Below are 20,667 nucleotides of genomic sequence, written 5' to 3' on the forward strand. Positions count from 1 at the left end.
CACCGGCTACGGCGCTCTGACAAAAAACGTTCCGCGCGAGGCTACCTCAGCCCCGCCGGGCGGCCTCGATCGCCGCGACGTCAATCTTCCTCATGGTCATCATCGCATCGAAAGCACGCTTTGCCTGACCGCCACCCGCGGCAAGCGCCTCGGAGAGGATGCGCGGCGTAATCTGCCAGGACACACCCCACTTGTCCTTGCACCATCCGCACTCGCTTTCCTGGCCGCCATTGCCGACGATGGCGTTCCAGTAACGATCGGTTTCTTCCTGATCGTCGGTTGCGATCTGAAAGGAGAAGGCTTCGTTGTGTTTGAACACGGGACCGCCGTTCAGGCCGATGCAGGGAATACCCGCAACGGTGAATTCCACGACCAGGACGTCTCCCTGCTTCCCATCGGGATAATCCCCCGGCGCACGAATGACGGCGCCGACGGCGCTGTCGGGAAACGTCGCGGCATAAAAGCGGGCTGCAGCCTCGGCGTCCTTGTCGTACCATACGCAGATCGTGTTCTTTGCCATTGCGTGATCCTCTCGCATTTCGTTCGGCATTTCCGTTCTGAAATAAGAGGCAAACCGTCTTTCTCCAGCCCGGTCCGAGCGATTTCATCCGGGCCACTGCCGAGCGCTGCCGAACGGTCGAAGTACCTCGCATCACCTGGCTGCAGAAACCGCGCCTCGGGCGGGCAGATCAGCCAATTGTTTCATCAATTCATTTAGGACAACACCAATGATTTACCTGCTTCGCCATGGCGAGACCATTTGGAACACCTTGGGTCGGTTCCAGGGCCAAAAAGATTCACCGCTGACAGAGCGCGGTATCGAACAGGCCGAACAAATGGCGAGGCTTCTGAGGAAGGAAATTGCAGGCAGCGAACCATCGTTCCAGCTCCACGTCAGCCCTCTTGGCAGAACGCAGGAGACTGCGGCCCGCATCGGCCGGGTATTGCCGCTGGCGGCTCGTCCGGAACCGCGGCTCATGGAGGTGACCATCGGTTCTTGGGACGGCATGACCAAGTTCGAGATCGACAACGAGTTTCCGGGAATGCTGGACGGGTCCGACGCATTTGATTGGTATTTCAAATCTCCCGACGGAGAGAGCTTCGACGACGCCTGTGCGCGAGCAAAGGACTGGATCGCGGGCATACATGGACCAACCGTTGCGATTTCTCACGGGCTGTTTGGCAGATTGGTACGCGGCGTATATTCCGGCCTTTCAAAACGGGAAATGTTGGAACTGCCCGTTCCTCAAAACGGATTCTATCACCTTTGCGATCGTGAATTCTGTCTGGTAAGCGCTTCGGCCGATGCGATATCCCTCCTGAGTCCATAATCACCGGGTGACCGCAGCGGCCTGCTAAGGTCATTGCCGATTATGGCGCGGCTTGATGTCGGAGATCGACACATGCGGCTACATCGGCGTCGCGGCGGGCGCCGAGATCCCTAGTCGGACCTGCGGCCTTGATCCACCCGCCACGGCGGATCGACGCGGTTCGATCCCGCAAAATAAAGGATGATGCGGTTGCCGCCGGGATCGAGGAGCTCTGCCTCGCGCCAGAGCCAACTCTTATCCTCGGGGCCGCTTACGAAGGGAAGGCCGGCCTCGCCGAGACTGCGGACCGTTTCGTCCAGGCTCTCGCACTCGAAATAGACTGTGGTTCCACCACCGCCACTTTCGCCCTGATGCAGGGAAAAGGTGCTGTCCCCATCCGGGCAGACGAAGCGCGCATACCGCGGACGGGAGTCAACGACAGGCTTGAGACCGAGGGCGCAGTAGAAGTTCCAGCCTGCATCGAGGTCAGGCATGGTAACGGTCACTTGGTTCAGGCGCATGATCTCTCCTTCTCGGCTGAGTTCACCCAAAGGGTGCAGCGGTCCGCTACGACGGCTTGTATAAAAACAAAGACCTGCGACCGTCGCATGAATCAAATTCTAAACGACGCGCTTTTTGTGTCCTTGACACAAAACTCGTGGCAAACTGCACAGACGCCTGCGCGACGCTCGAGAAGGCCCGAAGCCATGCACAAGTTCACCGTCACCATCACCCGGGAAATCGAGGCCGACACCGCCGAGGAAGCCGCGTTGCTCATGTACCAGGAATTATCAACGGGGCCGATCCCTGACCGCTACTCCGTCACCGACGAGACGAAGGCTACCACGGAGGTGAAGCTGGACCGGGAAGAGGCCGACGAATTCGCCACCATCGATCACACCGCCGACCCCGGCAACTGGTAAGCCTCAGCTGACCCGCTGGGACCGGCCGACATCCCATCGATAGCAGTCTTTGAGAAAACCTGATGGAATATGATCCGCATTACCCGACAATCCTGCCGGAGTTCATCGCGCTTTCGCTTGTCTTCGTTTTGAACGTCCTCATCCCTGCTTCAGCAATTTTCATTGCGCGAAGGCTCAAACGGCGTAGATGGCTACCACACACAATCGCATTTCTTTGGGTGTTCTTCTCGCCATTGACGCTCGCCATACTGGCGACGCCAACGATGGCGCCAGATGAAGTTGGCGGACCTGGCGATGGCTTCATCATACTTCCGATCTTGGGGGAAACACCAATCGTACTCGTTATTTATGCTATCGTTTTGCTTGGTCTGCGTGCAAAACGCCAAAGCTCCTCCGCACCACACCTGCCCTCCTGAGTTAGGAAAGACCGTGAGCCCACCAATCAAAATAGCCGTCGCCGGCGCGAACGGGCGCATGGGTCGCGCGATCCTGCCGCTGCTGGCCGCCGATCCGGCTTTTGTCTTCGTCGGCGGCATCGGCCGTGAGGGCTCCATGGGTGCCGGGCTGATCGATCGATCGGCTGCGATCGCCCAAGCCGACGTGATCCTGGATTTCACGACGGGAAGTGCTGCGGCCGAACTTGCCGGCTTCTGCGCTTCGGCCGGCGGGCCGGCGCTGGTGATCGGGGCGACAGGTTTCGAGCCGGATGAACTGGAACGGATCGCGGGCGCCGCCCGGACGATTCCGATCCTGCGCTCCGGCAACTTCTCCATCGGCGTCAACATGCTGGTCGGCCTTGTCGCCCAGGCCGCGCGCGCCCTTTCCGCTGAAGGCTGGGATATCGAAATCCTCGAAGCCCATCACAGCAGGAAGATCGATGCGCCGTCCGGCACGGCGTTGATGCTCGGCGAAGCGGCCGCCGAGGGCCGCGGCGTTTCCCTTTCATCCGTCGAGCGGCGCGGGCGCGACGGCATCACCGGCGAGCGGCCGCCCGGCGAGATCGGCTTCGCCGTCTTGCGCGCCGGCGGGCTTGTCGGCGAACACAGCGTGCTCTTTGCCGCCGCCGAGGAAGTCGTGACGCTCTCGCATTCGGCGCTCGATCGCGGCATGTTTGCCTGCGGCGCACTTGCCGCCGCCCGTTGGATCGCAGGGCGCGCACCCGGCGAATACGGCATGCGGGATGTCCTGGGCCTAGCGGCAGAAGGGGCGAACAGAGCGAGTGAACAGCGTCTTCAAGCGCGTCTTTGAATCAAATTCTAGGCGCATCGCCAATTCGGGGATGGCGGCGGATGAATGCCGGGAGCAGCGCTGCGGCGCGTCCTTCGAGGCTCCGCCCTGTGGGCTGCGTGTTTCAGGACGAGAGGCGTGGCGGATGCCGCGCCCTCCATTTGAGGTCGTCGATTTCCCTGCCCTTGTCCCAAATCCTGCGACCTAGAATCCCCACGATGACCTGTATGAAAAACAAGGACTTGAAGCCCGCTCCTGAATCAAAATCTACCCCGGCACACTCAACCTATCGAGGATCGCAGAGGCGACGATGACTTCGGTTCCGGCGAGGCCTACGGAGCAAAACAGCGTTATCTCCTCGGGCGATTCCCGCCCGGCCGTTTTCCGGGCAATGATGTCGGCAAGGTCGGCCATGCGAACTTCGTTGCCGGAACCGGCGAGGAAAAAGGGCGAAGCGTAGGCATGCGCCTGTTCGGGAGAATCCGTCGCGATCACGGCGGCGGCATCGGCGACATCCAGGCTGAGCTCGTGTCCCTGAAGCGTTTTCGGGCCGACGGTGTTGACATGCACGCCGGGCTTCAAATCACGCGCGTGGACGACGGGCGTTTGGCTGGTCGTCGCGCAGATGATGATGTCGGCGTCGGCAACGGCTTCCCGGGCGCTGTCGGCAGGCTCGATATCAAGTCCCAAGGCGTGATGCATCTCGCTTGCGAAGGCGAGACGATTTTTCTCGTCGCGGCTGTAGACGCGGGCGTGATCCAGTTTTCGAACGGCGGCGGCCGCGGCAAGCTGGGTTCGCGCTTGCGCTCCGCTGCCGAGAATCCCGACGATCCTGGCATCCGGCGCGCTGAGATGTCGGATGGCGAGACCTCCGATCGCGCCGGTCCTGAGGTTGCCGAGCCGTTCTCCGAGAACAATGCCCTTGAGCCTGGCGTCGTCGGCCGACCAGACCGCGACGATCTGCGAATGCTCCGCCCCTTCGAATGTTTCGTAGACCCGGAAGCCCGCGAGCGGTTTGTCGCCAAGGATGCCGCCGACGGTGAAGACGAGATCGCCGCGATCGGGAAACGAGACATGATGCCGGGGCGGAGACATCAGCCGATTGCCGGCTCTCGCGAGAAAAGCGCTCTCGAGCGCATCGATCGCCACCGCCATTAACCCGCCGTCCGCAAGATCCTCATCGCTCAAAATTTTCGTCACCGCCGAACCTCCAGTTGGTGCCGGGCATGCTGCAACCCCAACCCCGCTTAAGGTCAAGAGATCGGGTAAATCCATGCGCCTCCGTCCCTGGGCATGGCATGCTCGAACGCCTCTCGTTGGGTGAGGCATGCTGGATGAGGCTCTCTGGAGTGTCTGCGCAGAGCGGTGGCATAGCGGCGACGGCAAACAAAATCCGCAGCATCAACCGACCGTCCCTGGTCCTATCCGCTCAAACGCCGCGCCATCATGACGTCGTCTATCTCCCTGCCCTCCTCCAAAACCCCACCCGGGATTCGGCCGATCTCGGCAAAGCCCTGCCGCTGATAGAACCGTATCGCCGCCGGGTTCTCCGCGCTGACGAAGAGTTCCAGCTGCCGGACGCCGATACCGCGTGCGTGGTCGGAAACCACCTCCAGCAGCTTCCCGGCAAGTCCCGTTCCACGCAGGTTGGCACGGACATAGACCATGACGATCGTGGCGCGATGGACCATCTTGCTCGGCCGCTGCCGAAACAGTCCCATGATGCCGACCGGGGCGCCGTCCTGGAACGCGATGAAAACCGGCTCGTTCAGACGATTGGCCCACTCCTCGTCGGGCAAGACCTCCCAATCTTCGTAGCGGCTCGCAAAAGAGGAAGGCTCGGCGCGCAGCGCTTCCAGACGGATACGCCGGAAAACCTCCACTTCATCTACCTGGATAAGCCTGATCGTCGCGCCGCCTGCATCCATCGGGGACCTCGTGGGATATCTCAGTTATCGTCATTGCAGAGAGCTTCGGCCGATGCAAGAAGCAGCGCTGCGGCGTGCCCTTCGGGCTCTGCCCGATGGGCTACGCGCCTCAGGATGAGGGACGTTGGAAGATACCGCGCTTCAATAACAGGCGGTGGATTGCCGCGGTTTGCTCCGGGCGACGATTACGCCACCGGCTCGCGCCAGCGCCAAGAGAGCCTCATCCTGAGGCGCCTCGCAGGGGCCTCGAAGGACGAGGCGGGTGCTCCGCTTGCAACTACTGAGCCGGAGTTCCCACCCGGCCGCCCTTGCGGACGCCCGGTTGATCGGAGGGCTGGGCCGGTTGGTTCGTTGGCCGAAGGTTCCATTGATCGGGCGGCTGAGCACCCGTTCGCTCACTCGGTTCGCGCGTCGAGCGCACGACCAGATTATCCGGCTGATCGGTTGACCCCGTCGCGGTTTCATCGGGAGACCCGGTCGCCGATTTATCGGCTGACCAATCGGTCGCTTGATCGTTCGGTCCGTCCATTTTGAAGGGTGTAACCTGATGGATGAAGACGAGAAGAACTATCCCGACCACAGAGCACACCAGCGCGTAGAGAACGAAATACTTCAGTGCATATCCCTCGCTGATTGACATAGCGGCCTCGACAGCGGCGCGAATGATATTTCCAAATTATTGAACGATACTTAGATAAAATGCAATAGATTTTAGACAAATGTTAGTATTTTTAGAAATTGACGGCAGATTACAAGTTGTTATTGGAGAGAATTAGGAAACAACTCCCGCATTGCTCGATTTATCTTAAGTATCCCGGCAAAGGCGAGACGCCCGATGGCGGCTGCCGCGGTCACGAGATCCTCCAGTATCGCGCCTGGAATTCGAAACCCGGCGAGTTCCGCGACGCCTCGCCGTGCGCTGGCGCGGGGGCTTATTCCAGGCTGCCCCATTGGCGGGAGGCTCGGCCAAGACAGCGCCGGCTATATCGGCTAGATTGCATATCGTCGACAGCCAGCTTCGAGGGGGCAGGCCCTGCGGGATCGGCGGCGGCAAGGGGGATCCGATGTCGGCAATTGCATCTCTGTTTCAGGAAGCCGCCCGGCTTGCGGCGGGGTTCAGGCAGGCAGCACCTCGCCGCCATGTACCCACGCACGACTACGCAACCTCGCTTGCCTGTTTCGACGAGCCGCTGCCGGCCGCCGGTTCCGATATGCTTGACGTCATCAAGCAGCTGGCGAATGACGCCGAACCGGGGTTGCATGCAACGACAGGCCCGCGTTTTTTCGGCTGGGTCATCGGCGGCTCCCATCCGGTCGGCGTCGCCGCCGATTTCCTCACCAGCGCCTGGGGCCAGAATGCCGGAAACCATACCGCCGCTCCGGCCGCGGCCGCCGTCGAGACTGTCGCGGCGAGATGGCTGCTTGATCTCCTGAAGCTGCCGGCCGAAAGCTCGGTCGGCTTCGTGACGGGCGCGACGGTGGCGAACTTCACCTGCATTGCCGCCGCGCGTGGCGAGGTGCTGCGCCAAGTGGGCTGGGATGCCGATGCCAACGGCCTGTTCGGGGCGCCCGAGATCACCGTGCTGATCGGCGACGACGCCCACACGACGGTGTTCTCCGCGCTGCAATTCCTGGGCCTCGGGCACGATCGCGTGCGGCGTCTGCGCACCGATCCGGTGGGGCGGATAGACCCGGCCGCGCTGCTGGGCACGCTCGATACGGTCTCTGGTCCCGTCATCGCCATTCTCCAGGCGGGGCAGATCAATACCGGCGCCTTCGACGATTTCGCCGCCATCATCCCGCTGTTGAAGGCGAAGCGTGCCTGGGTGCATGTCGACAGTGCCTTCGGCCTCTGGGCGCAGGCATCGGGGAAGACCAGCCATCTCAGCCGTGGCATCGAAGCGGCCGACAGCTGGGCCACCGACGGCCACAAATGGCTGCAGACGCCCTATGATTGCGGCTATGCGATCGTCCGCGACGAGCTCGCTCATCGCCGCGCCATGACGATTGCCGCAAGCTATCTGCCGCTCGCCGGCGAAGGCGAACGCGATCCGTCCCATTACGTGCCGGAGCTTTCGAGAAGGGCGCGCGGCTTTGCCACCTGGGCGATGCTGAAACATCTCGGCCGCGAAGGTGTGGCCGCCCTCATCGATCAGTGCTGCGCCTCGGCGCACGAGGTGGCCGATCTGCTCGCCCGCGAGCCCGGCATCGCCATTCTGAACGAGGTGACGCTGAACCAGCTCGTCATCCGCTTCGGCGCCGACCTGCCCGCCGAAGACGGCGACGCCCTGACCCGAAAGACGATCGAGAAGATCCAGGCGGACGGCATGATCTTTGCCGGCGGCGCCAAATGGCGCGGCCGCGACGTGCTGCGCCTTTCCGTCACCAATTTCCAAACGACATCCGATCAGGCGCAACTCGCCGCACACAGCATCATTGCCGCGTTCAAGAGTGTCAGCTAGGGCTGATGTCGTTAATTGGATCCATGGCAGCACGTGAGGCGCTTGGGTTCGACGAGCACAAGGACGGCCACCTCGTGGAGTGAGCGTGGATGCAAGAAGCAGCGCTGCGGGCGCCGCTTGGTGCGCCAACGCCCAAGAGAGAACGCCCAAGAGAGCCTCATCCTGGGGCGTCCCGCAGCGGCCTCGAAGGACGATGCGGACGCTCGCCCGTCTTCCCATTGTCACCCGCTCCGCCTATAGCTCCCTGCCCGTCCCGATCGAGCAAGGAGCAGAGCCATGAACGCCAACGATGTCGCCGCCCATTGGGAGAGCAATGCCGAGACCTGGACGATTTATAGCCGCGCCGGCTACGACAGATATCGTGACGCGCTGAACACGCCGGCCTTCCTCGAGATTCTGCCGCCAGTGGCAGGCCTTACCGGGCTCGACCTTGGCTGTGGCGAGGGCTCAAATACCCGCACCGTCGCCCGTCTCGGTGCCCGCATGACCGGCCTCGACATTGCGCCGACCTTCATTCGCTATGCCCGCGAGAGCGAGGCAGAAGCGCCGCTCGGCATAAATTACGTGCTCGGCGACGGCCAGAGTATCGATTTCCCCGAGGCGAGTTTCGATTTCGTCACCGCCTTCATGTCGATGATGGACATGGCCGACCAGCGCGAGGTGCTGAAGGGCATCCACCGCATCCTGAAACCCGGCGGCTTCCTGCAGTTTTCGATCCTGCATCCCTGCTTCATGCCGCCGACGCGGCGCAATATCCGCAACGAGGCGGGCGAGCGCGTCGCGGTCGAGATCGCCGATTATTTCGACGAGAGCGACGGCCGCATCGAGCGCTGGATCTTTTCCTCCATCCCTGAGGCCGAACGCGCGACGCTAACGCCGTTTGCCATCCCGCGCTTTCACCGCACGCTGTCGACCTGGGTGTCGATGATCGTCGAAGCGGGGCTTGCGATCGAGGCCTTCGGCGAGCCGAGGGCTTCAGTCGAGGTGGCGCTGGCCGAACCAATCGTCGCCGACACCCGCATTGCGCCGATCTTCCTGCATATCAGGGCACGCAAGGCATAGGGCCTGTTTCCCACCGCCGTCGAGGTTTGACCGGCTTCATCGTCGCACGGCGACCACCGAACTGGCACGATAACGCGACAGTTGAACCCGGTTGGATTGGTTGCCGCCGAACAGATAGACATATTGCCGGCGCTGGTCGATGTGATCGAACAGGCTGACATGAAAGCGCCGGCCGGTGCGGATCACCACGACATCCCCTCGCCTGGCGGCGCGGAAGAACACCGGCTTGCCGAATTTCCTCCAGGACGCCGCCATGTTGGGGTTGGGCGGCGGCTGCCGGAACGATCGCTTGGCGACAAAGGCCAGGAACGCCCCGCACCACGATACTCTGCGCGGATTGATGCTGAGGAAGGAGATCGAACGTTCGTGCATGCTTTTATACCTGGATGCCGTGCCCAGCATGTCCGCCTCACAGGGCACGGCAAGTGCCGTGAGGACGATGACGAGAATAACCTTCATAGTTACCCACCATTGTTTGTATAATGTTGAAATTCCGAAATGTGGCGAAGAATAAAACAGGCGCGGCAACGTAGATGCGAATTATGGCGTGATTTAGAAACAACTAATACTGGCATTTTGACGGCGAAAGCATGTCTGAACAAAGGCGCAGCCGGTAGCCGACAAGCCTCTTTTTTCGGCCTGACGAGACCATCGAAAACCCATGGAACCCTTGCCTTCCGGGCCGAAGGACTTGAGTGTCGCTACCCAAACCAAGTTCATTCAGAGAATGATTGACCATGCCCGCAAGTGCTTGAGCGGCAAGACTATTCGCCAAGAATTGAAGACAGTGCGAGACCCACGCCCTCACCTATATGAGCTATAGTTACAACGGCTGTTAGTAATACTTAGAGATGGTGGGAAATACATTGCTCCCTCCATTCACCAGCGAAAGCCGGTGGTCACCCCTGCCGGTTGCAGACCTGAAGGACTTGAGGACGCCGCGGCGCGTCAACCGTGTGGCTGCGCCGGTTCGGGCTGGCCGGTGACCGGGGCAGAAGCAGCGGCAAGCGCCCTGGTGACCAGGAGTGCGGCGGCGATGACCGGGACGACAACCCAGTAGGAAAAGCGGATACCGAAGTGTTCGGCGACGAAACCGAGCAGCGGCGGCCCGGCGAAAAACACCAGGAACGTCGTTTGCCCGAGCGCTGCAACGCTGACCGATACGGGTCGATCCGTGCGCCGGGCCGCTGCCGAGATGGCAAGCGGATAGACCGAAGAGCAGCCGATCCCTGTCAGGCCAAAGCCTGCGAGCGCGACAACAGGGTGTGCCGCCATCGCAACCATGACAAGACCGATGGCCGCGATCCCGAGGAGAGTCATTGTGACCGGGCGCGGATTGAAGCGGTCGATGACAGGGTCCATAGCCAACCGTCCGATGGCGATGAACGCGGAGAAAATGGCCACGCTGAGCCCGCCGATGAATGGCTCGGCCGCGAATACGTCGCGCATATAGATCGCCGACCAATCGACGCTCGCGCCTTCGGCGAGAAGCGGAGCTGCGCCGATGAGGCAAAGGGGCAGCAGCCCGATCGTCGGAAAAGCGACGAGCGGAGCATCGCCGGGGTGAGCGTCATGCCGCCGGGGCGCATTCTCGATCCCGGAGAAAACGATCGATCCCGCAATCAAGACCGTCACGAGGACGATAAAACTATGCAGTTCGATGGAGACGGCGGCCTGCCGCATGCCAGCGGCAACGAGGGCGGTGATGCAGAAGCCGAGGCTCCACATGCCGTGAGCCCGGCTCATGATGCGGTAGCCGAGCAGCGCCTCATGGCGATCGGTTTCGATATTGGCGTTGATTTCGAATGCCCCGGCGAAAACGCCTGAAATAAAGAACAATGGCATCGCCAGGGGAACTGAAGGCATCCAGGGGATCAGCGCATAAAACAACGCCGCACCAAAGACGGTGACGAAAGCCGTTGCGCGCGCGCCAAGCCTCTCGGTAAACCTCGCCGCGAACGTCAAGCCGCAGAGAACCCCGAGGGACATGATGGCGAGCAAAAGACCCAGCCCTCCTTCGGTCAGGCTAAACTTGAGCTGGAGGTCAGGCAACCGTGAGAGAAACGCACCTACGGAAAGGGCCACGGCGAACTGAATGAAGAAAATACGATGGTGCGGCTTCATCTCGGGGGACTCTGCTCCGATTGGCGGGATTAAGCTCAACTATCCCCCGTGGGATAGCTGGACATTCCGACGAAATGGCGACTGGCTCGGAAACCCGCGGTTCCGCATTGTCGACCACCATTGCTGACAGCCCCTGTCATCATGATGATGACGCCGCTGATTGAAGGAGAACGTGCGCTTCTTGCCGACGGACAGCCGGATGACGCCATCCTGGACGTCGGCGTACCAAGCTGCGTTGCCTCGCCGTTTACGCTGGCGCCGTTCATCCGCAAACCTCCGCCGACGATCAATACACCCGCCCCTCCCCACGCCGCTCCGCCCCACAAAAAATTCACACCCGCATCAATTTACTTGCCGTTCTGCAATGCGGCATATGTTTGTGTTCATAGGCAAGGGGCATAAGCGGGGAACCATGGCGTCGACGCATAGAGACAATACGGGTGAAGGTGCCGACCGAAAGGGCTTTATCGGACTGGTCGTCGGCGCGGTCGGCGTGGTCTATGGCGATATCGGCACCAGCCCGCTCTATGCGTTTCGCGAGGCACTGAGGCCCTTTGCCGCCGATGGCGTACACGAGGCCGAAGTCATCGGTCTCATTTCGCTGATGGTCTGGACTCTGACGATCATCGTGACCTTCAAATATGTGCTGTTCCTGCTGCGGGCAGACAATGACGGCGAAGGCGGCGCGCTTTCACTCCTCGCCCTCCTGATGAAGAAGATGGGGCGAAATGTGCCGGTGCTCTTCTTCGCCGGCCTGATCGGCGCAGCCCTCTTCATCGGCGATGCGATGATTACGCCTGCCCTGTCCGTCATGTCGGCGCTCGAAGGCTTGAAATTGGTCACACCCGCCTTTGCCGAATACGTCCCACTTGCGTCGGCGGGGATCATGATCGTTCTCTTTGCAGTCCAGTCGAGGGGAACTGCTGCTGTTTCGACGTTTTTCGGTCCGATCACGGTGTTGTGGTTCCTGGCCATGGCAGCGGGCGGCCTGATCCATATCGGCGACGACTGGAGAATTCTGGCCGCGCTCAATCCGGTCAATGCACTCCTGTTCCTAACCCATGCCGGCAGCGTCGGCCTCATCGTGCTCGGCGCCGTCTTTCTGACAGTGACGGGCGCCGAAGCGCTCTATGCCGACCTCGGGCATTTCGGCCGCCGCCCGATCCAGATGGCATGGTTCGTGCTCGTCTTTCCGGCACTGTTGTTGAACTACCTTGGACAAGGGGCGCTCGTTCTCGCTCATCCCGAAACGGCCGGCAATCCTTTCTTCCTGATGTATCCCGACTGGGCCTTGCCGCCGATGGTTCTTCTGGCGACGATGGCAACGATCATCGCCAGCCAGGCGGTGATAACAGGCGCATTTTCGCTGTCCCGCTCGGCGGTTCACCTCGGCTTCCTGCCGCGGCTCAGGATCAAGTTCACGTCGGAAACGAACACCGGCCAGATCTACGTGCCGGCCGTCAATCTTCTCCTGCTGGTCGGCGTCTTGATGCTGATCTTTTCCTTCGGCGACTCCGAGTCTCTGGCGACGGCCTACGGCATCTCGGTGACGGGAACCATGGTCATCTCGACCATGCTGGTCTTCCAGTTCCTTCGGGTCGTCTGGGGCTACTCCCTCGTGCTCGCCGCCGCCTGGCTACTGCCGCTCTTCACCATCGAAGTCATGTTCCTGGCGGCCAATCTGCTGAAGATCTACGATGGCGGCTGGGTCCCGGTCGCTCTTGCGCTGGCGATCATGATCCTCATGTGGACATGGACCCGAGGCCAAGCCTATCTGAAGAGACTGCGGGCCAACAACGAGATCCCGCTCGAGTCCTTCATCCGGTCGATCGAGCGAAAATCGGACCATTCGCCGGTCACCGTTCCGGGAACGGCAGTCTTCCTGACCAGCGTCCCGGATCGCACGCCGAATGTTCTGCTCCACAATCTCAAGCACAACCACGTGCTCCACGAACAGAACGTCATCCTGACCGTGTGGACCGAAGACGAACCTTATGTTCCCGACAGCCGCCGCATCAAGATCAGCCAGCTGTCGCCGCGTTTCGTCCGTCTGGACATCACCTTCGGCTTCATGGACGACCCTGATGTCACCAGGGCATTGGCTCTCTGTCGTGAGGGCGGCTTCAAGTTCGAGATCATGAGGACCTCCTTCTATCTCGGCCGCCGGAACCTCGTCAGGACGCCGAACACCGGGCTGCCCGCCTGGCAGGAGCGCATATTCATGGCGCTGGAGGGCTTGGCCATCGATCCTTCCGACTATTTCAACCTGCCGTCCAACCGCGTCGTCGAACTCGGCGAGCAGATCGCCATTTAGAGCAATTCCAGCAAAAGTGTGCAGCGGTTTTGCCAGGCAAAGCGTGAAACGCTTTTGCCGGGAATTGCGTGAAAACAAAGAGATAGAGCATTTTCGTGATTCGAAGAAAAACGGAAATGCTCTAGAGCATGATGACGGTGCCCCTCAGGCCTTGGCCGAGATCGCGCTCAGTTCCTCGAGATCGAGATCCCGTTCCAGCTCCCGCAACGTCTCGTCATCGATCTCGCCGGCGCGGTGGAGGCGGATGAGTTCCCGGCGTCCCGTTGCAACCGCTTCGAGAACGACGTCGAAATGCGCATGCAGCACCGGTATGTAGTGCTCGGTTCTCTCGGCATAGTCGACGATCGACGTAGCCCGGCGCTGGTAACGCTCCAGCAATTGCGGATGGATGAGTTTCCCCTCTGCGTCATATGCCAGGTTTTGGACGGTCCCGAACTGCGCCTGCGCCATGGCGGCTTCGGCCTGGCTCATGGTCAGGCGCGCTCTTTCCGTCTCCGGCGCCAGCCGCGCCCAGGCAATCACCCGCCCCAATGTCGTGCCCTGCACGAGCACGGTTCCGAGAATGACGGCAAATGCGGTGGCGAGGATGAAGTCACGGCCCGCAAATCCCTCAGGCAGGCTCAGCGCCAGGGCGAGCGTGACCACGCCGCGCACGCCCGCCCAGCTGAGCACGGTCGCACCACCCACACCGAGCGGTTGGGCGCGGGTGAACCCCAGGGCAGCACAGAACCTGATGACGGAGTCGGAGGCGAAGACCCAGGCAAAACGCGCAACCACCAGCGTGATGAGGATCGCCAGCATCGGCAGTCCCAGCGTCGCGATCACGGTGGTCAAGCCGCCACCGCGTTCGACGACATCCCGGAGCGACAGCCCGATCAAGGTGAAGACCGCAGCCTCCATCAGGAAGATCATCACCGTCCAGAACGATGTGCCGCGCATGCGCGTTGCCGCTGAAAATACGGTGTGCTGGTGCCAGGAGGCGATCAAGCCGGTGGTAACGGTGGCGATGACGCCGGAAACATGCAGCAGCTCGCCGAGCAGATAGGAAATCCAGCCGAGCAGCACGGTGGCTGCGATGATGAGATAGTCGTCGCCGAGATGCCGGATGAGTTTGACCCATGCCGCTCCGACCACGATGCCGACGATGGCGCCGCCGAGCGCCAGCACGAAGAAGCTGCCAACGGCCTCCCCCGCGCTGAACGCTCCCGTTGCGGCGGCGGCAACGGCAAAACGGAAGAGAACCAGGCCGCTCGCATCGTTGAGCAGGCTCTCGCCTTCCAGCAAAATCTGTAGCCGCCGCGGCAGCCTGACGCGCTCCAGCACGGCGCGGGCCGAAACCGCGTCCGGCGGCGCAACGATGGCGCCAAGTGCCGCGCAGGCCGCCCAGGGAAGTGAGGGAAAGAGGAAATGGGCCACAACCGCGACGACGGCACAGGTGAAGAGCACCGCGCCGACGGCGAGCGAGGCGATGCCGATCATATGACGCCGCAGCCGCGCCAGCGCGATCGACCAGGCGCCGTCCATCAACAGCGGCGGCAGGAAGATGACCAGCACCAGCCCGGGATCGACCGATATCGCCGGCAGCCCCGGCACAAAGGCCAGCAAGGAGCCACCGGTCAGCAGCGCGACGGACGGCGGCAATCCAAGCCTGTGGGCGGCATAATGCAGCGCGATGATCGCGAGAAACATCGCGATGACAAGCTCGAATAAGTGGGTTGGTTCCATCTGCCTCTGCCCCCGCTCAGCAACGGATGTCGGATGCCTGCTGCATAATTCAAATCTGGAGTCGATTCAAAGAATTATACAATAATTCAAAGCGTTACCCTGTATATTCGCGACGAACCCGGTGGACGCCTTAGAAACCGTCCATGTGCTAGCATCGGCAGAATACGCTTTCTCGTCAATGCGCCGCGTGGAATGCCGCTCGGGACCGCAGCCTACTGTCTCGGCAGGCATTTGATGCCAGACATCGCGTTGCCGTCGACATTGCCTGGATTTAATTGGAGTTTGCTGGGCATCCTCCTTACACCGGCGTCTTGAGGCAAAGGAGGAAGATATATGAAGAGGCGGACCCTCGTGCTTGGGGGCGCGGCCATTGTCGCTTCCTCCGTGGCTGCGGTGGCGATCTGGCCACGGCGGCATATCACCGTCGCCGCCAGGGCATTCGACTGGAAGGGAACGGATTTCCTGAGCGGCGGCACAAAGTCGATCGCCTTGGAAAAACTGCCCGCGCCGCTCTTCCGCACCCATCCGAATTGCGTCGCGCCCCTCGTCCAGACCCTTGGTCCCTGCCACGTGAATAATATTCCCGTCCGTCAGGACGTCTCGGAAGGAAAGGCCGGACTGCCCTTGCGGCTGGCCGTTAGGATCGTTCATGCAGCCGATTGCCGGCCGGTCGAAAACGCCGATATCGAAATCTGGCATACCGATCGCCGTGGCGTCTATTCCGGCCGCGAGGCTGCGGAGATGTGTACACTCGGCGATGCCGAGGCGATCAGCGGGCTCGCCTTCCGCGGCCGCCAGTTGACTGACGGGAACGGCCAGGCGAGCTTCCTGACGGCCTATCCCGGATGGTACAAGGGCCGCACGCCGCATGTTCACTGTCGCATCCTGTTCGACGGCAAGGAGCTTCTCGTCAGGCAGATCTATTTCGACGATACGCTGAGCGACATCATCTATGGCGAGCATCCCGATTATCTCGGGCGCCCTGCCCGCGATATCCGCAATGACGAGGACGGCATCTTCCCCGAGGACGCCGCCGATCACATATTCGATTTCGAGAAACTCGACGGCGGCGTGCTGTCCGCCACCATCACCATCGGCCTCTCTTCCTGAGCCGATAGCGGCTGAGAAAGCCGACAATCGCCGGCTGCGGCCTTCCGTGTCGCCATGCCAAGCGCAGCGGAAGACGCGTGGCAGTCGCATCAATCCTGCATCCGGCATGAAACCAGATGCAGTATTCGTGCGTACTAACCCTCAGGACAGGAGAACGAAGGCGAGGGTTGATGGCATGGTCAGGAGAGAAGGCCGAGCACACATTCCCCGGCAGGCCGCCGAACAGGGGCTGGCCAGGCTGATGATGCGGCTGCCCGCGACGCGGGCAACGATCAGGGTGACCGCGGCGAGGCGGCCCCATCTTTACGAACTGTGCGCAGCCTATGGCGAGGCCTGCGCCGCCCTAGATCGCATGCGTAGGGATATGTCGGCCGATCCAGCGATCATCACCGAATACGAGATCATCTGCGCCGAAATCGAAATCGACGTCACCAGGATCCTGTTCGACGACCGGTGAGACATGTGCTCTCCACCGCCGCGCCTCGAACCGGGCGAGGCGCCGTTTGCTGCCGGCATCCCTGTTCAGGTCAGCACGTCATCCACATGGATGGAGATGCTCAGCGTATCCGTGTCGAAATGATGCGCGGCCCCATCGGAGATCTTATACTGGAAGGTCTCGCTCACCTCACCGCTAAGCCCGGCGAGCTTCGTCGCGTCGATCGTGTAGCTATAGTCGCCGTGATCGTCGACATGGATGGTGCCGTATTGGCCGGTCAGCGTCAGACCGTTCTTGTTGACCAATTCGCCGTCGAAGCGGCGAAGGAGCAGGATCCCATTGGCCGAGCTGTCGTTTTCGAGGAGATTGCCGTGATGGGCGCCGTCCGTTTCGGCTGAGATTTTCAGGCTGTCATGCGTTGCGACGATCGTCGGGGTCGCGTCCGCATGCGTAGTATCTCCCGCAACGTGGCTATCAAGGATCGCAAGCTGGGCCTCATCGAGCGTCGTATTGTTGCTGACGGGAAAGGTGTTCGCGGCGATGATGGCCGGCGATATGCTGTAGGGCGTAACATCGCTGGCGATGACATTATCATGAAAAGAGCCCGATGCCGGTCTGTCGACCTTCAGCGCCGCCTGCGACAGGTCGTCGAAGACGTTGCCGTAGATCTCGATACCCTCGCGAACGTAACTGGTCGTGCCGGCAGAGCTGACCGCCACGCCCCATACGCCGTCATGGATATAGTTGCCTGATATATCGTAGTCGCGCGTATTGCCCTGGTCGCCGAGACCGATGGCGTAGGACCAGCTGTAACCGCCATAGCCCGAAATATCATTGTCGTGGATGGCGATATTCGTACCCGCTTGGGCGCTGACCCCGAAGCCGCCACCAATCAGCGTATTATCCTCGACCACGGCATTCACCGGCCGGACGAGCGTAATGACGCCCTTCGGCGTCGCGGCGCCCGTCTGGTCGAGGTAATTGCCGCTGATGACGATATTGCTGCTGTCGTTCATCTGCACGGCATCTGCCGCGGTGCCGTGGGCGTTGGTGACGGTGTTGTTGAGAAAATTGACACCGTTGACCTTTTCGATCCAGACGCCGTCGCCGTTGACGCCCGTGATCGTGCTGTTTTCGATGGTGATGTTCGAACCGGTCCTGAAGGTGACGGAGCCGGACTTGGTGGAACTGCCGGTATTTTCCACCTCTACATTGCGGACGGTCCAGTTCGAAACATAGCCGCCATAGATGGCCGCGCCCGCCGTGTCCGAGATCTTGAGGTTCTCAATGACGATGTTCGATGCATAGAGGCTGTGAATGCCGTCGCCGGGGCTATGGATAACAGGCGCATCGCCGACCCCATAGCTGCCGATGGTGATCGGGGCGCTGGCGGTGCCGGAATATTTCAGGTCGAGCTGGTCGTTGAACACGCTTCCGGCGGCGAGCAGCACGCTGTCGCCGGGCTGCAGCTTCAAGTTTTCCACCGCCCAGAAGGATGCAAACGGCGTGTCTTCGCTCGTTCCATTGTTGCCGTTGGAGCCTATCGCAGGATTCACATAATAGATTGCCATATCGCCTTGTTCTCGAATTGCCGCGCAGCCGTCTGGAGCGGCTGCAACGCGTGGATCGGATGCGGTCGGGGTTAAAGGCCATCAAGAGGGCCTTCGGTATTGCCTTCACGGCGGTTGACAGACCCTATGGGCCTGCCTTGCTCCCGAGAAACGCCTGGCGGTGGCGGTATATTAGAGACTACAACTTATACGAAAACAATCTACAGAACAACGATCGAAAGGTGAACGAACCGTATCGCAGACCGCGACCAATGGTCACCTGAGATGACAATGAACACGCTTTTGCAGGCTTTCCGGTGCATTTGAATGCAGCGGCGGTTCATCATGAGACACTGCAACGTTCCGCGGGCAAGGACGAGGTGCGCGCCCTGGAAGGCGGTACTCCGCCAATGCGCGATCGGGTTGCAGCTGCGGTGAAGGTTGTGCTCATTCGGTCGCTGCCTGAATCCAATCCCGCAGCAATGAAGCGGCCAGCGAAAACTTACGGTTGAGCTTGAAAAAACGCGTCTGCGCTCCGGACGGGGGCTGACGGCGGCCCATGAAATCCCGGAATTTTTCCGGGATTTCTCTTTGTGTCAATTGCAGCCCGCACTCTCACCTCAGCAGGCCATCCAGATGGATGTAGACTGTCAGCGTATCCCCATCACTATGCTGCGAGGTTCCATCGTTGACCCCGTAGCTGAAGGTCTCGCTCACATGTCCGCCATGGTCAGGGAGCTTCGTTTCATCGAGCGTGTAGGCATAGTTGCCTTCCCGGTCCACGTGGATGTCACCGTACTCTCCGGCGAGCGTCAGGCCGTGCTTGCCGACGCTTTCATCCCCGAAGCGGCGCAGCGCCAGGGTTCCATTATCGGAGCTGTCGTTTTCGAGAAGATTGCCGCGATGGGCCTCGCCCGTATCGGTGAAGATCTTCAAATTGTCATGGACGGCGACAACAGCCGGATCCGCGGACGCCTCCGTGACTCCGGCAGTCTTCGCAACCGGGCTCGCCAGTGCCGTCTCGACATTGGCGACCGTATGGTTGTTGCTGACGGTGAAGGTGTGCGCGTCGACGATGGAAGGCGATATGGCGGTGGCCTTGGTGCCGGTCTCGATCGTATTGTTGGTGAAGGAGCCGGAAGCCGGCCTATCGACCTTCAGCGCCGCCTGCGAGAGGTCGTCGAAGACATTGTCGTGGATCTTGATATTCGTGCGGCTATAGCTGGTGCCGCTGGCGTCGCTGATGGCAACACCCCATGCGCCGTCGTGAATGTGGTTGCCTGAAATATCATAGTCCCGCGCATTGCCCTGATCGCCGAGGCCGACGGCGAAGGACCAGCTGTAACCGTGAAATCCGGATATGTCGTTGTCGCGGATAGCGACGTTCTTGCCGGCCGGCGCGCTGATACCGAAGCCGCCGCCGGTGAGCACATTGTCCTCGACCACGGCATTGGTGGCCCGCACCAGCGCGATCACGCCCTTGGGGCTATCGGCGTTGGTCTGGTCGAGATGGTTGCCCTTGATCAGTATATTGCTGCTGTCGTTTACCTGCACGGCATCGGCGGTCGAGCCGTTCGCGCTGGTGACGGTGTTGTCGAGAAGCTTGACACCGGCAACCTTCTCGATCCAGAAGCCGTCGCCCTTGACCCCGGTTATCTTGCTGTCTTCGACCGTGATGTTCGTGCTGCTGCGGAAGGTGACGGCGCCGGCATTTTCCGACATTCCCGTCTTGGTGATCTCGACATTGCGGACCGTCCAGTTCGTGACGCTGCCGCCATAAATGCCGGCGGTCCCGGTATTCGATATTTTGAGGTTCTCGATGACGATGTTCGAGGCATAAAGACTGTGAATGCCGTCGCCGCCGCTGTGAATGACGGGCGCTGTCCCCGTCCCGTAACTGCCGATCTTGATCGGCGCGCTTTCGGTGCCGGAATATTTGATATCAAACTGCTCGTTGAACACGCTTCCCTTGGCAAGAAGCACGCTGTCGCCCGGTTTCAGCTTAAGTGATTCCACTTTGGACAAAGTCGCAAAAGCCGAGTTCTGGCCGGTTCCGTTGTTGCGGTCGGAGCCAGTCGCTGAGTTCACATAGTAGATTGTCATATCGCCAATGTTGCCCTGTTCGTCGGATCGCTATGTCGCCGTGAAGATCGACCGGGATCGGCCGATCGGACGCGGCGGGAGCAACCGTCCACGGCAAGAAAGGCGACAAAATGTTGTCAATGGGGCAGCGGCCGGTTCTTGGGCCGTCTTCCACAGCGGGCGCCGGTCGGAGGCTCGAAAGTTTCAACTTCGGCCGAGAAACAGCGACTTCGAGGCGAATAAATCGAGGAAGCTGGGAGGAACGCACCTCATCTTCAGGCTGTGCGGCAGGTGATTCTGCCCTTTGCTTGCGCTCATCTCACAGCGGCATGGCACACCGATCAGCCCTCATGGTGAGGGTGAGAAGCGATCCGCGAAGCGGAGCAATCGATCCAGTGAATCGATTGCTGTGAC

General features: G+C 61.0%; 19 protein-coding genes. 9 read left to right on the plus strand and 10 right to left on the minus strand.

Annotation, left to right across the window (positions count from 1 at the left end):
* Positions 1-46: 46 nt before the first annotated feature.
* A complete protein-coding gene (locus tag PO860_RS11710) occupies positions 47-520 on the minus strand; it encodes a VOC family protein (RefSeq protein ID WP_183606900.1) in 474 nt (157 codons plus the stop codon).
* Between the two features lie 208 nt (positions 521-728).
* Between PO860_RS11710 and PO860_RS11715 the strand changes: the two genes are divergently transcribed.
* Entirely contained in the window at positions 729-1,331 is a 603-nt protein-coding gene (locus tag PO860_RS11715) for a histidine phosphatase family protein (RefSeq protein WP_273883905.1), read from the plus strand.
* A gap of 110 nt (positions 1,332-1,441) precedes the next feature.
* Here PO860_RS11715 and PO860_RS11720 read toward each other — a convergent pair whose 3' ends face one another.
* The gene (locus tag PO860_RS11720; protein WP_273883906.1) at positions 1,442-1,831 is read right to left on the minus strand and encodes a VOC family protein; all 390 of its coding nucleotides are present in this window, start codon (positions 1,829-1,831) and stop codon (positions 1,442-1,444) included.
* A gap of 186 nt (positions 1,832-2,017) precedes the next feature.
* On the opposite strand from PO860_RS11720, the gene PO860_RS11725 reads away from it, so the two are divergent.
* From PO860_RS11725 to dapB, 3 genes are all read left to right on the plus strand, one after another.
* Positions 2,018-2,233, plus strand: coding sequence for a hypothetical protein (locus tag PO860_RS11725; RefSeq protein ID WP_183606898.1), 216 nt, complete (start codon positions 2,018-2,020; stop codon positions 2,231-2,233).
* Positions 2,234-2,295: 62 nt separating this feature from the next.
* Entirely contained in the window at positions 2,296-2,649 is a 354-nt protein-coding gene (locus tag PO860_RS11730; RefSeq protein ID WP_273880978.1) for a hypothetical protein, read from the plus strand.
* Positions 2,650-2,662: 13 nt separating this feature from the next.
* The gene (gene dapB, locus PO860_RS11735) at positions 2,663-3,481 is read left to right on the plus strand and encodes a 4-hydroxy-tetrahydrodipicolinate reductase (RefSeq protein WP_273883907.1); all 819 of its coding nucleotides are present in this window, start codon (positions 2,663-2,665) and stop codon (positions 3,479-3,481) included.
* 246 nt (positions 3,482-3,727) lie between these two features.
* On the opposite strand, the gene PO860_RS11740 is transcribed toward dapB, so the two are convergent.
* From PO860_RS11740 to PO860_RS11750, 3 genes are all read right to left on the minus strand, one after another.
* Positions 3,728-4,660: an ornithine cyclodeaminase family protein gene (locus PO860_RS11740; RefSeq protein WP_273883908.1), complete on the minus strand. Its 933-nt coding sequence runs from the start codon at positions 4,658-4,660 to the stop codon at positions 3,728-3,730.
* A gap of 221 nt (positions 4,661-4,881) precedes the next feature.
* Complete coding sequence (locus PO860_RS11745) at positions 4,882-5,388, minus strand: GNAT family N-acetyltransferase (protein ID WP_183606894.1); 507 nt, start codon at positions 5,386-5,388, stop codon at positions 4,882-4,884.
* Positions 5,389-5,665: 277 nt separating this feature from the next.
* Entirely contained in the window at positions 5,666-6,028 is a 363-nt protein-coding gene (locus PO860_RS11750) for a hypothetical protein (RefSeq protein WP_183606893.1), read from the minus strand.
* Positions 6,029-6,452: 424 nt separating this feature from the next.
* On the opposite strand from PO860_RS11750, the gene PO860_RS11755 reads away from it, so the two are divergent.
* Positions 6,453-7,850, plus strand: a complete 1,398-nt coding sequence (locus tag PO860_RS11755) for a pyridoxal phosphate-dependent decarboxylase family protein (protein WP_273880982.1) — start codon at positions 6,453-6,455, stop codon at positions 7,848-7,850.
* 276 nt (positions 7,851-8,126) lie between these two features.
* The gene (locus PO860_RS11760) at positions 8,127-8,912 is read left to right on the plus strand and encodes a class I SAM-dependent methyltransferase (protein ID WP_272782277.1); all 786 of its coding nucleotides are present in this window, start codon (positions 8,127-8,129) and stop codon (positions 8,910-8,912) included.
* A gap of 36 nt (positions 8,913-8,948) precedes the next feature.
* Here PO860_RS11760 and PO860_RS11765 read toward each other — a convergent pair whose 3' ends face one another.
* Complete coding sequence (locus tag PO860_RS11765) at positions 8,949-9,371, minus strand: TIGR02594 family protein (protein ID WP_183606890.1); 423 nt, start codon at positions 9,369-9,371, stop codon at positions 8,949-8,951.
* 489 nt (positions 9,372-9,860) lie between these two features.
* Positions 9,861-11,036, minus strand: coding sequence for an MFS transporter (locus PO860_RS11770; protein WP_275031338.1), 1,176 nt, complete (start codon positions 11,034-11,036; stop codon positions 9,861-9,863).
* A gap of 412 nt (positions 11,037-11,448) precedes the next feature.
* Between PO860_RS11770 and PO860_RS11775 the strand changes: the two genes are divergently transcribed.
* On the plus strand, positions 11,449-13,350 hold the full coding sequence (locus PO860_RS11775; RefSeq protein WP_275031340.1) for a potassium transporter Kup: 1,902 nt from the start codon (positions 11,449-11,451) through the stop codon (positions 13,348-13,350).
* Between the two features lie 144 nt (positions 13,351-13,494).
* Here the strand turns inward: PO860_RS11775 and PO860_RS11780 are convergent, their stop codons facing one another.
* A complete protein-coding gene (locus PO860_RS11780) occupies positions 13,495-15,075 on the minus strand; it encodes a Na+/H+ antiporter (RefSeq protein WP_273883909.1) in 1,581 nt (526 codons plus the stop codon).
* A 333-nt stretch (positions 15,076-15,408) separates the two neighbouring features.
* Between PO860_RS11780 and PO860_RS11785 the strand changes: the two genes are divergently transcribed.
* The gene (locus PO860_RS11785; protein WP_273883910.1) at positions 15,409-16,185 is read left to right on the plus strand and encodes a dioxygenase family protein; all 777 of its coding nucleotides are present in this window, start codon (positions 15,409-15,411) and stop codon (positions 16,183-16,185) included.
* 175 nt (positions 16,186-16,360) lie between these two features.
* Positions 16,361-16,642: a nodulation protein gene (locus PO860_RS11790; RefSeq protein ID WP_183606886.1), complete on the plus strand. Its 282-nt coding sequence runs from the start codon at positions 16,361-16,363 to the stop codon at positions 16,640-16,642.
* Between the two features lie 65 nt (positions 16,643-16,707).
* Here the strand turns inward: PO860_RS11790 and PO860_RS11795 are convergent, their stop codons facing one another.
* Together PO860_RS11795 and PO860_RS11800 are read right to left on the minus strand one after the other, a co-directional pair.
* On the minus strand, positions 16,708-18,192 hold the full coding sequence (locus tag PO860_RS11795) for a right-handed parallel beta-helix repeat-containing protein (RefSeq protein ID WP_183606885.1): 1,485 nt from the start codon (positions 18,190-18,192) through the stop codon (positions 16,708-16,710).
* Positions 18,193-18,786: 594 nt separating this feature from the next.
* The gene (locus PO860_RS11800; RefSeq protein ID WP_183606884.1) at positions 18,787-20,274 is read right to left on the minus strand and encodes a right-handed parallel beta-helix repeat-containing protein; all 1,488 of its coding nucleotides are present in this window, start codon (positions 20,272-20,274) and stop codon (positions 18,787-18,789) included.
* Positions 20,275-20,667 lie beyond the last annotated feature (393 nt).

The sequence above is a fragment of the Rhizobium binxianense genome, from assembly GCF_028994275.1.
Lineage (GTDB): Bacteria > Pseudomonadota > Alphaproteobacteria > Rhizobiales > Rhizobiaceae > Rhizobium > Rhizobium binxianense.